Below are 16192 nucleotides of genomic sequence, written 5' to 3' on the forward strand. Positions count from 1 at the left end.
TTAGCCGACGATGTCGGCGTCGGTGAAGAACTGGGCGATTTCGATGCCGGCGTTCTCGAGGCTGTCCGAACCGTGGACCGAGTTTTCGCCGATCGACAGGGCGAACAGCTTGCGGATGGTGCCTTCGGCGGCGTTGTCCGGGTTCGTGGCGCCCATGACTTCGCGGTACTTGGCCACGGCGCCTTCGGCTTCCAGGACCTGCACGACGACCGGCTCGGCGGTCATCTGGGCGACGAGTTCACCGTAGAACGGGCGCTCGGCGTGGACTTCGTAGAACTTCTTGGCCTGAGCTTCGGTCAGGTGGACGCGGCGCTGGGCGACGATGCGCAGACCAGCTTCCTCGATCACGGCGTTGATCTTGCCGGTGATGTTGCGGCGGGTCGCGTCGGGCTTCAGGATCGAGAAGGTGCGTTCGGTCATTCCGAAAATCTCACAGAGAAAGTTTGTGAATTGGGAGGTTGCGGGCTTATAGCCGGGCGCCTCCTCGCCGCCAACCCCGCGTTCCCAACATGCTTCAGATCAACGACCTTACTTTCGACGCCTGGGGACGCCGCTTCTTCGAGAAGGCGACCGTCAGCCTGCCGCCGGGCGCCAAGGTCGGCCTGATCGGCCGCAACGGCGTGGGCAAGTCGACGCTGTTCAAGCTGATCCTGGGCCACCTGGTCGCCGCCGGCGACGAGATCAGCCTGCCCAAGAACGCCCGCATCGGCTCGGTCGACCAGGAGCACCCGGCCACGCCCGTCTCGCTGCTCGACACCGTGCTGGAGGCCGACGAGGAGCGTCATGGCCTGTTGACCCGGCTGGAAACCGCCGATCCCGAGGAGATGGGCGAGATCTGGGGCCGGCTGATCGAGATCGACTCCGACTCGGCCCCGGCGCGGGCTTCGGAAATCCTGGCCGGCCTCGGTTTCAGCCAAGACGATCTTGCACGGCCGATGAGCGAGTTCTCCGGCGGCTGGCGGATGCGTGTGGCCCTGGCCGCGGCCCTGTTCGCCGAGCCCGACATGCTGCTGCTCGACGAGCCGACCAACTATCTCGACCTGGAAGGCGCCCTCTGGCTGGAAGCCCGGCTGAAGAAGTATCCGCACACCGCCCTGATCGTCAGCCACGACCGCGAGCTGCTCAACAACAGCTGCACGCACATGCTGCACCTGGCCGGCGGCAAGCTGGAGCTCTACACCGGCGGCTACGACGACTTCGAAAAGCGCCGCGCCGAGAAGGCCCGCCTGCAACTCTCCGCGAAGGCCAAGCAGGACGCCGAGCGCGCCCACCTGCAGGCCTTCGTCGACCGCTTCAAGGCCAAGGCCTCCAAGGCCGCGCAAGCGCAGTCCCGCATGAAGCGCCTGGCCAAGATGGAGCCGGTGGCGACCACCATCGAGGAGCGCGTCGCGCCCTTCACCCTGCCCTCGCCGCCCAAGCCGCTCGCCCCGCCGCTGATCCGGCTGGAGAAGGCCGACGTCGGCTACGAGGCCGGTCGCGCAATCCTGAAGAACCTCAACCTGCGCATGGACCTGGACGACCGCATCGGCTTGCTGGGCGTCAACGGCGCGGGCAAGTCGACCTTCGCCAAGATGATCGCCGGCGCGCTGGACATCCAGAAGGGCGACCTGCACCGCGACAAGAAGATGAAGGTCGGCTGGTTCCACCAGCACCAGATCGAGGCGATGGATCCCAACGACACCCCGCTGGAGATCGTCCGCCGGGCCATGCCGGACGCCAGCGAATCCTCGCGCCGCTCGCGCCTGGCGCAATGGGGCCTGAACTTCGACAAGCAGGACACCACGGTGGCCAACCTGTCGGGCGGCGAGCGCGCCCGCCTGCTGCTGAACCTGGTGGCCATGGACGCCCCGCACGTCCTGATCCTCGACGAACCGACCAACCACCTCGACATCGACAGCCGCCGGGCCCTGCTCGACGCGCTGAACGACTACGAGGGCGCGGTGCTGCTGATCACCCACGACCGCTCGCTGATGGAGCTGGTGGCCGACCGGCTGTGGCTGGCGGCCGACGGCAAGGTCGCGCCGTTCGATGGCGACATGGACGACTACGCCAAGTTCGTGCTCGAGCGCGCCAAGCAGGCGGTCAAGCCGACCCAGGTGGCGCGCGAGCCGGCCAAGGCCGAAGCCGCTTCTCCGGCCGCTCCGAAGAAGGTCGCCGTCGAGCCCCTGCGCCGCAAGGTCGAGGCCGCCGAGCAGGTGATGAACCGCAAGACCCGGGACCTGGCCGAGCTGGAAGCCCAGCTGGCCGACCCGCAGCTCTATGTGAAGACGCCCGCCAAGGTTCCGGAGCTGGAAAAGCGCCGCGACAACGCCAAGGCCAGGCTCGACGAGGCCGAAGCTGCCTGGATGGAGCTGGCCGAACAGCTGGCCGAGGCCGAGGGCTAGGTCCGCAACTCTCGGTAAACGCCAGTAAACCAAGAGATTTAGCCGTTCCGACAGACCTTCGGGCGTACTGATGCGGTCATGACCGCAGCCCTTTCCAGCCGCAACCACGTCGTCGCCAACCCCGAAGGGTTGTCGGCCGCCGCCGTGCTGGAAGCCTTCGCCACCTGGCTCGACCAGCGCCTGGCCGAGGCCACGCGGCTGGAGATGGACCTGGCCTTCCGCGACCGTCCGTTCGACGTCGAGATCGGTCGCGTTCCGGCCCTGGTGGGCTGGGAGCACCGCTATCTCACCCCGGGCGCCGCGGCCCCCAAGGGCAAGATGTGGACGGTCTATCGCCTGCACGACCAGACCGGCCGCCCCAGCGAACTGGCCACGGCCCGCGCCCAGGCCGACAAGCTGGAAGACCTTACGCCGCTGCTGGGCGAGCTTGGCTATCTGGGCGTCTTCGACGGCGAGGCGGCGATGTTCCCGGGCCTGGGCAAGCGCTAGCCGCGCTTACGCCGAGCTTCCTCCGCCTCGTACGCCTTGAGCGTCTTGGCGATTCCAGGCCGGGCCGGCGATCGATCACGCTGAAACTCGTATGGCATGTCGCGAACCGCCGTCCAGGAGCGGATGCCTTCGTTCGTTCCTGATGACCTTCGGGCATAGCGGAAACTGAAAACGGCCCCCTCCGGCCCTTCGCCCACCTCCTCCAGAGGGGGGATCCGTATGGGCGACCTTCCCCCTATGGGAGAGGGTTCAAGGTCAGCGACGTGGCTTCCGCCGCGCCGTCGGAACGCAGGACCAGGACGTTCGTCCCGGCCAGCACTCGCACCGTTCCGCCCGAGGTCACGCCGGCGCCGCCGTTGGCCGACACCGTCATCGGCCCCTGCCCCACGATCTTCACCGCATAGGTCCCGGCCCGCTCGGCTTTCACCGTGTAGCGCAGCCATTCGCCGGCGGTGAAATCGGTGATGCGCTTGCCGTCGGGGGCGATGTCGACGCCGTCGTTGCGGTACGCACGGCCGGTGTTCCAGAGCGTGCGTTCGCCGCCGGTGGCGACGTGGTAGTTGGCCGCGTCCTGGTCCCAGTAGGCCCGGCCGATAGGGCCCAGGTCGTAGTCGACAGCCGAGATGCTCCCGCCCTTGGCGGTGATCCGGTGCGGCTTGAACGGCCGGGCCGAGTCGTCGTGCGGCTGGCGCAGCATGGCGTCGATCACGTCGGGATGGGGCGTGTTGTTCTCGAAGCGCACGTCGCGGGAGGCCAACTTCATCAGCACCGCATAGGCCTTGTCGGCCGAGACGGGCGTCTTGGCCTCGCCCGTCAGCGTGGCGGCCACGGCGTCGTAGTCCGGGCCGACCTCGACCTGTAGCGGCTGGTTGAAGCCGATCTTCTTTAGCGGCCAGAAGGCCCAGCCGATGCCGTGGCTTTCCACCAGACGGATGGCGTCGGCGAACCAGACGTTGGAGTTCTCGCCCGACTCGCCCAGCCAAACCGGCAGGCCGGTCTGCTCGCGCAGCTTCAGGAAGGGCTCGAGCGCGGCCTCGTCGTTGCGGTTCCAATACTTGTGGAACGACAGCGCCATGTTGCCGTCCCAGGGCTTGCCCATGCCCTTGTAGTTGTTGCCCCAGCAGTTGCCCTCAATGATCACCAGGTGGCGCTGGTCAACCTCGCGGATGGCCGCGGTGACGCGGCGCTGGAAGTCCCAGAGCAGCGCCTGCTTCTCGTCGCCGCAGCCGTTCTTCGTCGCCGGCATGTCGAAGTCCCAATTGGGCTCGTTGAGCACGTCGTAGGCGGCAATGGCCGGCTCGTCCTTGTAGCGGTCGGCGAGCTTCTTCCAGAGGGCGATGGTCTTGCGCTGGTTCTCGGGCGCCTCCCACAGCGAGGGCCTGGCCGGATCGCGGTCGGAGATGGCCAGATCGTTGCCCTGCCCGCCCGGCGCGGCGTGCAGGTCGAGGATCAGGTGCATGCCGGCGGCCTTGGTCCAGGCCAGCAGGTCGTCGATGCGCCTGAAACCGTCCTCCTTCCAGGTGTCGACGCCCGGAACGGGTTCCTGGTCGGCCGGCAGGGTCAGCAGGGCGTAGTGCATCGGCAGGCGCACCGAGTTGAAGCCGGCGGCGGCCATGTAGTCGATGTCGGCCTTGGTGGTGTGGTTGTCGAGCCAGGCGGTATGGATCGCCGCCTCGCGTTCGGGGCCGACCAGGGCGGCGATCCTGCCGCGGATCACGTGCTCCTGGCCAAGCTTGGACAGACGCAGCATGTAGCCCTCCTGCAGCATCCAGCCCCCCAGGCCCATGCCGCGCAGGATGACCGGCGCGCCGGTCTCGTCGACGATGCGGCCGTCCTTCGCCTTCAGCCACTGGGGCCCCGGCGGCGGCGCGGAACCGGCGGCGACGGCGGAGGAAACGGCCAGCAGCGATGCGGCGGCGGCCAGGACGGCGGCGAACTTCATGCTCAAACTCCCCAGGCGCGCGCGGCTGTTTGGGAGCGCCGCGACGTCGCGCGGAGACTTGGCCCGGGGACTTGGATTCTGTCTAGATGGACTCCGCATTTGTCCATGAGGACAAATGGTTAGGGGGAAATTCTAATTCGCCACCTCGCTCGTCATCCCGGCCGTAGCGAAGCGTAGAGCCGGGACCCAGGGGCGGCGCGCAGGGAGGCGGCGACGGCCGCGGGCGCAAACCCTGGCGCCGCGCCCGGTCCCCTGGGTCCCGGATAAGCGCTGCGTGCTTTCCCGGATGACGGCTCTGGAGATGCTTTAAAAGGTAGGCGACTCGGCCTCAGCCGCACTTCACCTGCTGCACGACGCCGGTGTCGGGGTTGAACAGGATGTTCAGGCGATCGGCGCGGTAGTCCATGGTCACCGGGCAGGTGGTGCAGGCCACGCGCCAGCGCGAGGGGTCGACCGGAGCCGGCAGCTGCGTGCGGTTCTTGCCGACGAACGCTTGCGCGTCCTTCAGGCCGCACTGGTCCTTCTCGGGCTCCGGCGGCTTGGGCAGGGCGATGGCCGGCGGGGCCACGGGGGTTTCGGGCGGCGGCGGCGGCGCGGGTTCGGGCGCGCTGGTCGAGCAGGCCGCCAGGACCATGGTCGCACCCAGGACGGTCAACAGCCGCTTCATGCCTTCTTCTCCCATCCGCGTTCGGCCTGCTGCCAGTAGGAAACCGGGTGGCCGGCGGCCTTGAACGCCTTCCAGCGGCCCCGCGCCAGCCGCAGGGCCTCTTCGTCACGGCCGTCGAACAAGAGGATGCAGCGCGTAAAATCGCTCAGATCCCCCGGCTCGGCGCCGTCGAGCAGGAACAACGCATCGCCGCCGTTCGGGTTGTCGAGGGCTGCGCTGAGCAGCACCGGCTGGCGTTCGGCCAGCGGCTCCTCGGCCAGGCCGTGCGGCAGGAAGCTGTCGTCCCGAAAGGTCCAGAGGTGGGCGTCCAGCGCGTTGAGGCGCGCCGGATCCCCTCCCCTGACCAGAGCCTTCCAGCCGCGCCCCAGGGTCTTTTCCAGCAGCTCGGGCAGCACCTGCTCGGCGCTGCTTCGCTCCAGGTGGTAGAACCAGATCTCGCAGGGCGCGGCCGACATCAGGCGGATCAGCCCTCGTAGGCGTCGGCGACGAGGCGGTTGAGCAGGCGCACGCCGAAGCCGACGGCGCCGTCCGGCACGGTCGGATCGGTCGAGCCCTTGCGCCAGGCGGTCGAGGCGATGTCGAGGTGGGCCCACGGCACGCCGTTGACGAAGCGCTGCAGGAACAGGCCCGCGGTGATCGAGCCGGCCGGGCGGCCGCCGATGTTCTTCATGTCGGCGATCGGGCTTTCGATCTGCTTCTCGTAGGCCTTGGGCAGCGGCAGGCGCCACAGCGGCTCGCGCTCGGCGTCGCCGGCGGCCAGCAGCTTCTCCGACAGGCCGTCGTTGTTGCTGAACAGGCCCGCGTAGTCGTTGCCCAGCGAGATGATGATCGCGCCGGTCAGGGTGGCCAGGTCGACCATGAACTTCGGCTTGAAGCGGTCCTGCGTGTACCAGAGGGCGTCGGCCAGAACGAGGCGGCCCTCGGCGTCGGTGTTGATGACCTCGATGGTCTGGCCCGACATCGAAGTGACGACGTCGCCAGGACGCTGGGCGGCGCCGTCGGGCATGTTCTCGACCAGGCCCAGCACGCCGATGGCGTTGACCTTGGCCTTGCGGCCGGCCAGGGCGTGCATGACGCCGGCCACGGCGGCCGCGCCGCCCATGTCCCACTTCATGTCTTCCATGCCCTCGGCGGGCTTGATCGAGATGCCGCCGGTGTCGAAGCAGACGCCCTTGCCGACGAAGGCGATCGGCTGGGCCGACTTGTCGGCCGCGCCATTCCACCTGGCGATGACCAGCTGGCTTTCGCGGACGCTGCCCTGGCCGACGCCGAGCAGGCTGCCCATGCCCAGCGCGGCCATTTCCTTTTCGCCGAGGATCTCGACCTCGAGGCCCAGGCTCTCGAGGCCCTTCACGCGGGCGGCGAACTCTTCGGGGTGAAGGATGTTGGCCGGTTCCGACACGAGATCGCGGCTGAACAGGATGGCGTCGGCGATCGGCTCCAGTGCGGCGAAGGCCTTCTGGGCCTTGGCAGGATCGGCGGCGGCGACCTTGACCGTGGCGACCGAGGGCTTCTTCTCGGCCTTCTCGGTGGTGCGGTACTTGTCGAAGCGGTAGGCGGCCAGCTTGACGCCGAAGGCGACGCGGGCGGCGGTCTCGGCGTCGCCGCCGAGCTTGAGCAGCAGTTCGGTCACGCCCGAGGTCTTCACCGCGTTGTAGGCGTGGGCGGCGGCGATCTCGACCGTCTCGGGCTCGACGACGCCGGCGCCGTCGACGCCGATGACCACCACGCGGGCGGCGTCGAGGCCGGCCGGGGCGACGATGTCGAGCACCTGGCCCTTGGCGCCGATGAAACGGCCGCCGGCCGCGGCGCGGGCGATGGCGCCGCCGGCGGCGTCGTTGACCGCCTTGGCCTCGGGCGAAAGGGCCGCCGCCTCGTAGGCGAGAACCGCGAGAGCGGCGGTGGCGCCGGCCTGGCTGTCGGCGGGGACGAACTCGATACGCATTGAGCGCTCCTGGGAAGCGGGAGATCCGATCGCGGCGCGGCCTTGAGAAGGCCGCGATCCGACGCGACAGGACGTGAACGCCCGGCATAGTCCATGCCGAACCCTGGGAAAAGACCGTCGCCGTTCACAGCCCCGTCACGCCGCCCCGCATAATGTCTTCGGTTGTGCCAAGCCGAGCCAGACGTGTAGAACACGCCCACCGCCGGGGTTCGCCGCGCGAATCCGTGAAGCCCCCGAAACCACCCCCTGCATGCGCCTGATCGAACGCTATCTCTTCCGACAGCTGGTCGGGCCGACCATCCTGGCCACCGCGGCCCTGGCGGCGCTGGCGCTGCTTGCCCGCAGCCTGTCGGAATTCGACATCCTGGTGGAGCAGCGCCAGACGGCGCTGATCTTCGCCAAGATGATCCTGCTGGCCCTGCCGCAGCTGCTCAACATCATCATGCCGGTGGCGCTGTTCGTGGCCGCCCTGGTGGCGCTGAACCGCCTGCACACCGAGCAGGAAATCGTCGTCTGCTTCGCCGGCGGCATGAGCCGCTGGCGGGTGATCTCGCCGGCCATGCGGCTTTCGGTGTTCGCGGCGCTGATCTCGCTGGCGCTGGGCCTTTGGGCGCAACCCTGGTCGGCGCGGCTGATCCGCGAGACGGCCTTCGACATGAAGACGGATCTCGCCTCGACCCTGGTGCGGCCTGGCGAGTTCACCGAGCCCGGCCCCGGCCTGACGGTCTACGCCCAGACCATCGACCGCGACAACCTGATCAAGAACCTCTTCATCCACCAGGAAAAGCCCAACGGCGGCTCGGTCACCTACACGGCGCGCGAAGGCGTGATCGCCAAGCGCAACGACCTGCCGGTGCTGATCATGCGCAAGGGCTCGAACCAGGAATTCTCAAGCGCCGGCGTGCTGAACTACCTGTCGTTCGAGGAATACGTCTTCGACCTGTCGACCCTGTTCCAGAGCGACGAGCTGCTGCACTACAAGATCGCCGACCGCTATCCGCACGAGTTGTTCTTCCCGGACATGACCCAGGACTGGGAACAGCATAACCGCGTGAAGATGCTGGCCGAGGGCCATTCGCGGCTGGCCAGTCCGCTCTACAACATCGCCATGATGGCCATGGCCCTGGCGGCCGTGATCGGCGGCTCGTTCAGCCGCATGGGCTATGGCAAGCGCATCGCCGCCGTCGGCGCCGCCGCCGCCGTGGTGCGGATCCTGGGCTTCGGCGTGCAGGCCGCCTGCGACGACCAGGCGTGGCTGAACGTCCTGCAGTACGCCGTGCCGATCGCCGCCACCTGGTGGGGCCTGGCCCAGATCTTCCGCCAGAAGGTCAAGCGCTACGTGCCGATCGCCGCGCCGGTCGGCCTGCAGCCGCTGGGAGGCGTGTCGTGATCGGCATCGGCATGCTCGAGCGCTACGTGCTGCGCAAGACGCTGGCCTCGCTGGGCGCGGCCCTGGCGGTGCTGGGCGCGCTGGTGATGCTGATCGCCTTCGTCGACATCACCCGCAATGTCGGCACGCGCTCGGAAGACGCGGGCTTTGGCCAGCTGCTGTACCTGACCGTGCTTCAGGCGCCGGCCACCCTGTTGACCCTGACGCCGTTCATCTTCCTGTTCGGCACCCTGGGCGCGTTCGTCGGCCTCAACCGCCGCAGCGAGCTGATCGCCATGCGCGCGGCCGGCGTCTCGGCCTGGCGCTTCATCCTGCCGGCGGCCTTCGCGGCCTTCGCCATGGGGATCGTCACCGTCACCCTGCTCAATCCGCTGACCTCGGCGATGAGCGCGCGGTTCGAGACCGAGCGCGACGCCCTGCTGGCCGGCTACCTGAAGAACACCCCCAAGGGCGCCTGGCTGCGCCAGGGCGACGACAAGCGCCAGATCGTCATCCGCGCGCGCATGCGCGACATGGTCGACGGCGCGGTGCGCCTGCGCGGGGTCTCGTTCTTCGTCTACGACGTCAAGCCGGACGGCAGCCTGGTCTTCACCCGCCGCTACGAGGCCGCCGAAGCGCGGCTGGAGCCCGGCTTCTGGCGCCTGACCGGCGTCAGCGAGGCCACGCCCGGGGCCGGCGCCCTGCGCTCGGAAAGCGCCTCGGTGCCGTCGGACCTGGACGAGCGCACTGCCGCGGACCGCTTCAAGAACCCGCAGGCCGTGGCGTTCTGGCGTCTGCCCGAGACGATCACCCGCACCGAGGCGGCCGGCTTCTCGGCGACGCCGTTCAAGATGCGCCTGCAACAGATGCTGGCCACGCCGCTGCTGTTCGCGGCCATGTCGATCCTGGCGGCCGCCTTTTCGCTGCGCCTGATGCGCCTTGGTGGCCTTGCGGCCCTGGCCGGCTCTGGCGTTGCGCTCGGGTTTGGCTTCTTCTTCTTCAACGAACTGTGCGGCGCGCTCGGCAAGGCCGACGTCCTGGGGCCGATCCTGGCCGCCTGGACCCCTCCGGTCGCGGCGCTTTTGGCGGGGCTGACCCTGCTTTGCTATACCGAGGATGGTTGAGTCTGTGACGCCGGCATCGAGGCCCCTGATGATCGATCTAAGCCCAGCGCCGGGCGCGGCGGTTCGCAAGCTGCTGATGGCCGGCGTCGCCTGGCTGGCCGTGGCCGCCGCGAGCGGCGTCGCCCAGGCCCAGCAGTCGCTCGCCACCATCCCGGAAGTCCCGGCCAAGCCGGCCGTGGCCGACGATGGCCTGGGCGACGAGGGCTATTATCTCGAATCCGACCTGCTGATCCGCGACGACGCTTCCCAGACCATGACGGCGCGCGGCTCGGTCGAGGTCCGCTACCAGGGCCGCACCCTGCGCGCCCAGGAAGTCATCTACGACACCAAGACCGGCGTGGTGACCGCCCACGGCAAGGTGTCGCTGATCAACGCCGACGGCACGGCCCAGTTCGCCGACGACCTGACCCTGGACAAGGACATGCGCGCCGGCTTCGCGCGCAACTTCTCCACGCGCATGGACCAGAACGTGAAGATCGCGGCCGCCACCGCGATCCGCCGCAACGAGCAGGTCACAGAGCTCAACCAGGCGATCTACACCCCCTGCGACGTCTGCGCCGAAAAGCCCACCCCGACCTGGTCGATCGAGGCCGACAAGGTGGTCCAGGATAAGAACCGCCAGATCGTCTACTACCACGGCGCCAAGATCCGCCTGTGGGGCGCGCCGCTGCTGTACCTGCCGCTGTTCTGGCATCCGGACCCGCAGGCGCCGCGCAGCTCGGGCTTCCTGACGCCGAAGGTGGGCCTGTCGCAACGTCGCGGCCTGTCCTACCAGCAACCCTACCTGCAGGTGATCTCGCCCTCCCAGGACGTGATCATCAGCCCGCAGATCAACACGAAGGTGAACCCCTTCCTGAACGTCAACTACCGCAAGCGCTTCTACTCGGGGATGCTCGAGGCGCGCATGGGGGCGACATACGAGAAGGAGTTCGACAACCGCGGCAATCGCTTCGGCGACGCCACGACGCGCAGCTACATCCTGGCCAAGGGCGCGTTCGACATCGACGACAAGTGGAAGTGGGGCTTCAGCGCCGAGCGCGCCTCCGACGCCCTGATCTTCGACAAGTACGACATCAACGACGTCTATCAGCAGCGCGGCCTGTTCACGAGCGAGGATCACCGCCTGACGTCGCAGATCTACACCTCGCGGCAGGACGACCGCTCGTGGCTGTCGATCTCGGCCGTTTCGGTGCAGGGCCTGCGCGTGGTCGGCACGGACTCCACGACCGGCCTGGGCAACAAGTTCGAGAACAGCGGCGCCTTCCCGCTGATCGGCCCGCTGGTGGAAGGCCGCTGGGAGCCTGAATCCCCGGTCCTGTTCGGCCGCCTGCGGCTGCAGGGCTCGGGCGTGCTGCTCAACCGCTCGGAATCGCAGTTCGGCGAGTCGCCCTACGACCTGCCGACCTATCGCGGCCAGGACGGGGCCGATAGCGCGCGGGCCAGCGCCCAGGCCGACTGGCGCGCCAGCGCCGTCGTCGGACCGGGCCTGCGCGTGCAGCCCTTCGCCCAGGTTCGCGGCGACGCCTACAAGATCAAGGGCGTCTACCTGACGACCGAAGCCCTGGCGGCCGGCGACGACTCCGAGGTCAACTACACGCGCACCATGGGCGTGGCCGGGGTCGACCTGAGCCTCCCGCTCTACAAGGGCCTGAAGAAGGGCGGCAGCGTCATCCTTGAGCCGCTGGTGCAGATCGCCACCGGCTCGGACAGCTCCAGCGTGCCCGTGGTCGTCGCCCGCAACGGCGCCAGGACCTACCTGTACAACGAGGACAGCTCGGCCTTCGAGTTCGACGAGACCAACCTGTTCCGCACCAACAAGTCGCCGGGCTTCGACCTCTACGAGGGCGGCACCCGCATGAACGTGGGCGGCCGGGCGACCTTCAACACGGCCGACGGACGCGGCGGCAGCGTGCTGGTCGGCCGCAGCTTCCGCACCGAGTACGACCCGCTGCTGCCCGATCGCACGGGCCTGCGGGACAAGTCGTCCGACTGGATCGTTGCGGCCACCGTCACCCCGGTGCGCGGCATCAACGCCTATATCCGCACGCGCCTGGACTCCGACACCACCAAGATCAATCGCCTGGAAACCGGCGCCGACGCCTACACCTCGCGGCTCCAGGGTTCGTTCCGCTACCTGAAGGACAACGTCGACTCCAACGGCGAACGGCAGGAAAACTTCGAAACCCGCGGCCAGTTGCAGCTGACCAAGAAGTGGGCCCTGACGGCGTTCGGCCAGCTGGACCTGGTGGCCGAAACCTGGCGTCGCCGCGACCTCGGCGTGGCCTACACGGACGATTGCATCCGCATCGACATCATCTACCAACAGGAAGACCGCTATAGCTCGACGGTGAGCGGTCTCAGGCTCCAGCCTGACCGTTCGGTCGTCGTGCGCCTAACGCTCGCCACATTGGGTGATACAGGGTACAGCGACTAAGCAATCCTACGTCCGGGGGGACGTGCGGGCGTCCGCACGCGTCCCCGTGACGCAACCAGACGCGACCGCCGAAGGCCCGCCGGAAGCTCGCCGCGTCGAAGACATTGAAATCGAGACCGGCCGGCCAAGCCGGGCTCCAGAGGAACGACACTACCCATGCGGTCTGCGCGTAGCGTGACGACTTTTGCGGCCAGCGCCGCGTCCATCCTCGCCCTGACCGTGGCGGGCCTTCCCGCCCAGGCCCGACAGGCCGCGCCGCTGGTCGACGCCCCGCCGGCGGCCGCCGAGCCTCGCGCCAATCCGCTGTCGGAAAGCGTCGCGGCGGTGGTCAACGACGACATCATCTCGTCCTACGACCTGATGCAGCGCATGCGCCTGCTGATGGTGACCTCGGGCCTGCAGCCGACCCAGGAAAACCTGCCCCAGCTGGAGCAGGAAGCCCTGCGCTCGCTGATCGACGAGCACGTGCAGATGCAGGAGCTGCGTCGCGTCGAGCGTGAACAGAAGATCACGATTATCTCGACCGAAAAGGAAGTCGACGAAGAGATCGCCAGCATCGCCCAGGGCAACAAGATGACCGGCGAGCAGCTGCTGGCCAGCCTGGCGGCCCAGGGCGTTAGCGCCGACACCTGGCGCGCCCAGATCCGCGCCGAAAGCAGCTGGCAGAACTGGATCAGCGGCCGCTACGGCTCGCGCCTGCGCATCGGCGAAGACCAGATCAAGGCCTTCGAGCGCCGCCTGGCCGATTCGGCCAGCAAGCCGCAGTACCAGGTCAGCGAAGTGTTCATCGACGCCGTGCGCGTCGGCGGCGCCGAGGTGGCGCTGAACGGCGCCCGCCAGCTGGTGGGCCAGATGCAGCAGGGCGCGCCGTTCGCGGCCGTGGCCCGTCAGTTCTCGGCCGCCTCGACGGCCGCCAACGGCGGCGACGCCGGCTGGGTCAGCCCGGGCGAGATGCCGGCCGAGGTCGACGCCGCGCTGGAACAGCTGCGCCCCGGCCAGCTGTCGGCCCCGATCCCAGTCAAGGACGGCGTCTACATCGTCTACCTGCGCGACAAGCGCTCGGGCGCCAAGGCGACCCTGGTCGACCTCAAGCAAGTGGCCGTCGGCCTGCCCAAGGACGCCCCGGAAGCCGACGTCCAGGCCGCGACCGCCTTGCTGGCTGGCCTGAAGCCCAAGCTGACCAGCTGTCAGACGCTGGAAGCCGAGGCCGGCAAGGTGAACGGCGTCGTCGCCGGCGACCTCGGCGAAGCCGAGATCGGCGACCTGGCGCCGTCGTTCCAGGCGGCCGCCAACACCCTGAACGTCGGCCAGGTGTCGGATCCGATCCGCACCGACGCTGGCCTGCACCTGATCGCCGTGTGCGGCAAGCGCCAGTCCGGCGGTGCGACCCCGTCGCATGACCAGATCGAAAATCGCCTTAAGGGTCAGCAACTTGCGCTGATCTCCAAACGTTACCTGCGAGACCTGCGCAACTCCGCCACCATCGAGACCCGGTGAAGACAGACACCCTGGCCCTGAGCGTCGGCGATCCCGCCGGCGTCGGGCCCGAAATCATCGCCAAGGCCTGGGCCGCGCTCCGCGAGAGCGGCCCGGTGTTCATGGCCGTCGGCGACCTGCAGAGCCTGGCCGCCGCCGGCGGCGGCGTGAAGGTGCGGCCCGTGACCGGCCCGGTCGAGGCCGCCCAGGTGTTCTCCGAAGCCCTGCCCGTGCTGGACCTGCCGTTGCAGTCGCCGGTGGTGGCCGGCAAGCCCTCCAGCGCGCACGCCGGCCAGATCATCCGCTGGATCGAGACCGGCGTCGGACTGGCGCTCTCGGGCGCCGTGGCGGGCCTGGTCACCGCCCCGATCGCCAAGGCCCCGCTCTATGAGGCAGGCTTCAAGTTTCCCGGCCATACCGAATTCCTCGCCGAGCTGACCGCGCCGGCGCCCTTCGAGGGCGCGCGCGGCCCGGTGATGATGCTGACCGCCGGCGACCTGCGCGCCACGCTGGTGACCATCCACCAATCCGTCGGCAGCGTGCCGGCTTCGCTGAGCGTCGAGCGCATCGTCGAGGCGGGCCTGGTCACCGCCCAGGCCATGAAGACCGATTTCGGGATCGCCGCGCCGCGCCTGGCCGTGGCCGCGCTGAACCCGCACGCCGGCGAGGGCGGCGCCCTGGGCCGCGAGGAGATCGAGACGATCATCCCGGCGGTGCAGGCCCTGCGCGAGCGCGGCGTCGACGCCCGCGGCCCGGCCCCCGCCGACAGCCTGTTCCACGCCGACGCCCGCGCGACCTACGACGCGGTGTTGTGCATGTATCACGATCAGGCCCTGATCCCGGTGAAGATGCTCGACTTCTGGGGCGGGGTGAACGTCACCCTGGGCCTGCCGATCGTGCGCACCTCGCCCGATCACGGCACTGGCTTCGACATCGCCGGCCGGGGTCTGGCCCGTCCCGACAGCCTGATCGCCGCCATTCGCCTGGCCGCCGAGATCGCCGCCCGGCGCAACGCCTAGAGACGGCTGGGCTTTCGAGGCTTTTGGCTCTAGAGGGAGGCGATGACGTCCCCTTCCCTCGCCGACCTGCCGCCGCTGCGTGAGGCGCTCGAGCGCCACGGCCTGCTGGCGCGCAAGAGCTTCGGCCAGCACTTCCTGCTCGACCTCAACATCACCCGCAAGATCGCGCGCCTGGCCGAGGTCGGCGAAGGCGACACCGTGATCGAGGTGGGCCCTGGTCCCGGCGGCCTGACGCGGGCCCTGCTGGAGACCGGCGCCAAGGTGGTGGCGATCGAGAAGGACAGCCGCTTCCTGCCGCTGCTGGGCGAACTGGCCGACGCCGCCGACGGCCGCCTGACCCTGGTCGAGGGCGACGCCCTGCGGGCCGACATGGCGACGCTGGCCGGCGGCGGCCCGGCCCACATGGTCTCCAACCTGCCCTACAACGTCGGCACGCAACTGCTGATCAACTGGCTCACGGGGCCCTTCCGGCCGCTGTCGATGACCCTGATGTTCCAGAAGGAAGTTGCCGACCGCATCGCCGCCCAGGACGGCGACGACGCCTATGGGCGCCTGGCGGTGCTGTCTCAGACCGTCTGCAGCGCCAGGGTTGTCATGGACCTGCCCGCCCGCGCCTTCACCCCGCCGCCCAAGGTGGCGTCGGCGGTGGCGCGCCTCGTGCCGCTGGAGCCGGCGCCGGACAAGGCCATGGTCTCGGCCCTGGAGCGGGTGACGGCCGCCGCTTTCGGCCAGCGTCGCAAGATGCTGCGCTCGAGCCTCAAGCCGATCGGCGGCGGCGCGCTGTGCGAGGCGGCGGGCATCGACCCCGACGCGCGGGCCGAGACGATCCCGATCGAAGGCTTCCAGGCCCTGGCTACGGCCCTGCTGAAGGCCTGATCAACTCCACCACGACTTGCAAAAGCCGACCGGGCGGAGGAACCTTCGCCGCATGCAGCCCGCGCCCGAGCAGCAACATCTGGTCCTGGTCGTCGATGACGACCCGCTGGTGACCGAGTTCGTCAGGTTTCGGCTGGAGATGGAGGGCTTCGCGGTGGAGGTCGCCCACAACGCCGAGGACGCCTTGACGGCCGCCCTGCGCCGGCCGCCGCACCTGTTGCTGCTGGACATCGCCATGCCCGAGATCAACGGCCTGACGCTGCTGCGCCGCCTGCGGGCGGAAAAGCGGTTGAAGGCCGTGCCGGCGATCATGATAACCGCCTCGGCCGAAGGGGCGAACGTCAAGGCGGCCATGGAGGCCGGTGCTGTCGGCTACGTCCTCAAGCCCTTTTCCGTCTCCGACCTGCTGGCCCGGGTGCGGGCGGCGACCAAGAATCAGTCCCGCGTCTGGTTGTGACGCGTCCCCG

The 16192-nt window shown here is 69.0% G+C and carries 14 protein-coding genes; 9 read left to right on the forward strand and 5 right to left on the reverse strand.

Annotated elements, in window-relative coordinates; genetic code table 11:
• Window positions 1-420, reverse strand: a complete 420-nt coding sequence (gene ndk / locus V6S85_RS09625) for a nucleoside-diphosphate kinase (protein ID WP_058350417.1) — start codon at window positions 418-420, stop codon at window positions 1-3.
• Window positions 421-509: 89 nt separating this feature from the next.
• On the opposite strand from ndk, the gene V6S85_RS09630 reads away from it, so the two are divergent.
• Both V6S85_RS09630 and V6S85_RS09635 read left to right on the forward strand, forming a co-directional pair.
• Window positions 510-2384 carry an ABC-F family ATP-binding cassette domain-containing protein gene (locus tag V6S85_RS09630; RefSeq protein ID WP_334348809.1) on the forward strand — a complete coding sequence of 625 codons (1875 nt, stop codon included), beginning with the start codon at window positions 510-512 and terminating at the stop codon, window positions 2382-2384.
• A 78-nt stretch (window positions 2385-2462) separates the two neighbouring features.
• Window positions 2463-2873: a hypothetical protein gene (locus V6S85_RS09635; protein ID WP_334348810.1), complete on the forward strand. Its 411-nt coding sequence runs from the start codon at window positions 2463-2465 to the stop codon at window positions 2871-2873.
• A 235-nt stretch (window positions 2874-3108) separates the two neighbouring features.
• On the opposite strand, the gene V6S85_RS09640 is transcribed toward V6S85_RS09635, so the two are convergent.
• The 4 genes from V6S85_RS09640 to V6S85_RS09655 form a co-directional block, all read right to left on the reverse strand.
• On the reverse strand, window positions 3109-4815 hold the full coding sequence (locus V6S85_RS09640) for a cellulase family glycosylhydrolase (protein ID WP_334348811.1): 1707 nt from the start codon (window positions 4813-4815) through the stop codon (window positions 3109-3111).
• A gap of 328 nt (window positions 4816-5143) precedes the next feature.
• Window positions 5144-5482: a peptidase inhibitor I78 gene (locus tag V6S85_RS09645; protein WP_165828704.1), complete on the reverse strand. Its 339-nt coding sequence runs from the start codon at window positions 5480-5482 to the stop codon at window positions 5144-5146.
• Window positions 5479-5937, reverse strand: a complete 459-nt coding sequence (locus V6S85_RS09650; RefSeq protein WP_116489626.1) for a DNA polymerase III subunit chi — start codon at window positions 5935-5937, stop codon at window positions 5479-5481. The genes V6S85_RS09645 and V6S85_RS09650 overlap by 4 nt, the downstream gene beginning before the upstream one ends.
• Window positions 5938-5945: 8 nt before the next feature.
• A complete protein-coding gene (locus tag V6S85_RS09655) occupies window positions 5946-7427 on the reverse strand; it encodes a leucyl aminopeptidase (protein WP_116564545.1) in 1482 nt (493 codons plus the stop codon).
• Window positions 7428-7677: 250 nt separating this feature from the next.
• Here V6S85_RS09655 and lptF point away from each other — a divergent pair, with 250 nt between their 5' ends.
• The 7 genes from lptF to V6S85_RS09690 all read left to right on the forward strand — a co-directional run bounded on the left by lptF (window position 7678) and on the right by V6S85_RS09690 (window position 16182).
• Window positions 7678-8817, forward strand: a complete 1140-nt coding sequence (gene lptF, locus V6S85_RS09660) for an LPS export ABC transporter permease LptF (protein WP_334348812.1) — start codon at window positions 7678-7680, stop codon at window positions 8815-8817.
• An 11-nt stretch (window positions 8818-8828) separates the two neighbouring features.
• Window positions 8829-9920 (forward strand): LPS export ABC transporter permease LptG, encoded by a 1092-nt coding sequence (gene lptG, locus V6S85_RS09665; protein ID WP_431830621.1) that lies wholly within the window; start codon window positions 8829-8831, stop codon window positions 9918-9920.
• Between the two features lie 28 nt (window positions 9921-9948).
• Entirely contained in the window at window positions 9949-12354 is a 2406-nt protein-coding gene (locus V6S85_RS09670; RefSeq protein WP_334348813.1) for an LPS-assembly protein LptD, read from the forward strand.
• A gap of 156 nt (window positions 12355-12510) precedes the next feature.
• The gene (locus V6S85_RS09675) at window positions 12511-13851 is read left to right on the forward strand and encodes a peptidylprolyl isomerase (protein WP_116564552.1); all 1341 of its coding nucleotides are present in this window, start codon (window positions 12511-12513) and stop codon (window positions 13849-13851) included.
• The gene (gene pdxA, locus V6S85_RS09680) at window positions 13848-14849 is read left to right on the forward strand and encodes a 4-hydroxythreonine-4-phosphate dehydrogenase PdxA (RefSeq protein ID WP_116564554.1); all 1002 of its coding nucleotides are present in this window, start codon (window positions 13848-13850) and stop codon (window positions 14847-14849) included. The genes V6S85_RS09675 and pdxA overlap by 4 nt, the downstream gene beginning before the upstream one ends.
• Window positions 14850-14891: 42 nt before the next feature.
• A complete protein-coding gene (gene rsmA, locus V6S85_RS09685; protein ID WP_334348814.1) occupies window positions 14892-15725 on the forward strand; it encodes a 16S rRNA (adenine(1518)-N(6)/adenine(1519)-N(6))-dimethyltransferase RsmA in 834 nt (277 codons plus the stop codon).
• Window positions 15726-15777: 52 nt separating this feature from the next.
• The gene (locus V6S85_RS09690; protein WP_334348815.1) at window positions 15778-16182 is read left to right on the forward strand and encodes a response regulator transcription factor; all 405 of its coding nucleotides are present in this window, start codon (window positions 15778-15780) and stop codon (window positions 16180-16182) included.
• Window positions 16183-16192: the final 10 nt, after the last annotated feature.

This window comes from Caulobacter sp. CCNWLW153, assembly GCF_036889365.1.
In the GTDB taxonomy this organism is placed as follows: domain Bacteria; phylum Pseudomonadota; class Alphaproteobacteria; order Caulobacterales; family Caulobacteraceae; genus Caulobacter; species Caulobacter radicis.

Excerpts from the sequence above, each read along its gene's own strand:
- ndk (WP_058350417.1), bottom strand. The coding sequence starts at position 420 with ATGACCGAACGCACCTTCTCGATCCTGAAGCCCGACGCGACCCGCCGC.
- V6S85_RS09630 (WP_334348809.1), top strand. The coding sequence starts at position 510 with ATGCTTCAGATCAACGACCTTACTTTCGACGCCTGGGGACGCCGCTTC.
- V6S85_RS09635 (WP_334348810.1), top strand. The coding sequence starts at position 2,463 with ATGACCGCAGCCCTTTCCAGCCGCAACCACGTCGTCGCCAACCCCGAA.
- V6S85_RS09640 (WP_334348811.1), bottom strand. The coding sequence starts at position 4,815 with ATGAAGTTCGCCGCCGTCCTGGCCGCCGCCGCATCGCTGCTGGCCGTT.
- V6S85_RS09645 (WP_165828704.1), bottom strand. The coding sequence starts at position 5,482 with ATGAAGCGGCTGTTGACCGTCCTGGGTGCGACCATGGTCCTGGCGGCC.
- V6S85_RS09650 (WP_116489626.1), bottom strand. The coding sequence starts at position 5,937 with ATGTCGGCCGCGCCCTGCGAGATCTGGTTCTACCACCTGGAGCGAAGC.
- V6S85_RS09655 (WP_116564545.1), bottom strand. The coding sequence starts at position 7,427 with ATGCGTATCGAGTTCGTCCCCGCCGACAGCCAGGCCGGCGCCACCGCC.
- lptF (WP_334348812.1), top strand. The coding sequence starts at position 7,678 with ATGCGCCTGATCGAACGCTATCTCTTCCGACAGCTGGTCGGGCCGACC.
- lptG (WP_431830621.1), top strand. The coding sequence starts at position 8,829 with ATGCTCGAGCGCTACGTGCTGCGCAAGACGCTGGCCTCGCTGGGCGCG.
- V6S85_RS09670 (WP_334348813.1), top strand. The coding sequence starts at position 9,949 with ATGATCGATCTAAGCCCAGCGCCGGGCGCGGCGGTTCGCAAGCTGCTG.
- V6S85_RS09675 (WP_116564552.1), top strand. The coding sequence starts at position 12,511 with ATGCGGTCTGCGCGTAGCGTGACGACTTTTGCGGCCAGCGCCGCGTCC.
- rsmA (WP_334348814.1), top strand. The coding sequence starts at position 14,892 with ATGACGTCCCCTTCCCTCGCCGACCTGCCGCCGCTGCGTGAGGCGCTC.
- V6S85_RS09690 (WP_334348815.1), top strand. The coding sequence starts at position 15,778 with ATGCAGCCCGCGCCCGAGCAGCAACATCTGGTCCTGGTCGTCGATGAC.